The sequence below is a fragment of the Carnobacterium sp. genome (assembly GCF_032094055.1).
GTDB lineage: Bacteria > Bacillota > Bacilli > Lactobacillales > Carnobacteriaceae > Carnobacterium_A.
The window spans coordinates 12767-13320 of the sequence record NZ_DAMDAK010000073.1 but is presented as its reverse complement, the minus strand read 5'-3'; the positions used below and the strand labels follow the sequence as shown (position 1 = coordinate 13320).

1 protein-coding gene is annotated in these 554 nt (G+C 37.2%); it reads right to left on the bottom strand.

All coding sequences use genetic code 11. The annotated features are described in order from the left end of the window. The coding region (locus tag RT405_RS10510; protein WP_313469560.1) for a toprim domain-containing protein at nucleotides 1–554 on the bottom strand (554 nt) is incomplete at both ends.

The following is a 554-nucleotide window of genomic DNA, read 5'->3' as shown; positions in this document are numbered from 1 at the left end:
TTATCTCCCATTAAAACAGCTACACGACGTTCAGCTTGAGCAGCATCATCGATTCTGACACGGATAAGCGTTCTCGTATCTGGGTCCATTGTCGTTTCCCACAGTTGCCCAGCATTCATTTCTCCCAGTCCTTTATACCGCTGCAAAATATAATTCTTACCAAAAGCTTTCGTTACATCGACCAACTCATCATCAGTCCAAGCATAAGCAATTTTTTCTTTTTTTCCAGTTCCTTTTGATAATTTATATAAAGGCGGCATAGCTAAATAAATTTTTCCAGCTTCAAATAAAGGTTTCATATACCGGTAGAAAAACGTCAATAATAACACTTGAATATGAGCTCCATCCGTATCAGCATCCGTCATAATAATAATTTTATCGTAATTACAAGCTGCTAAATCAAATTCTGGTCCTACTCCAGCACCGATCGTATAAATCATGGTATTGATCTCTTCATTTTTCATAATATCTTGTAATTTCGCTTTTTCAGTATTAATGACTTTTCCGCGTAACGGTAAGATCGCTTGGAATTTACGGTCTCGTCCTTGTTTTGC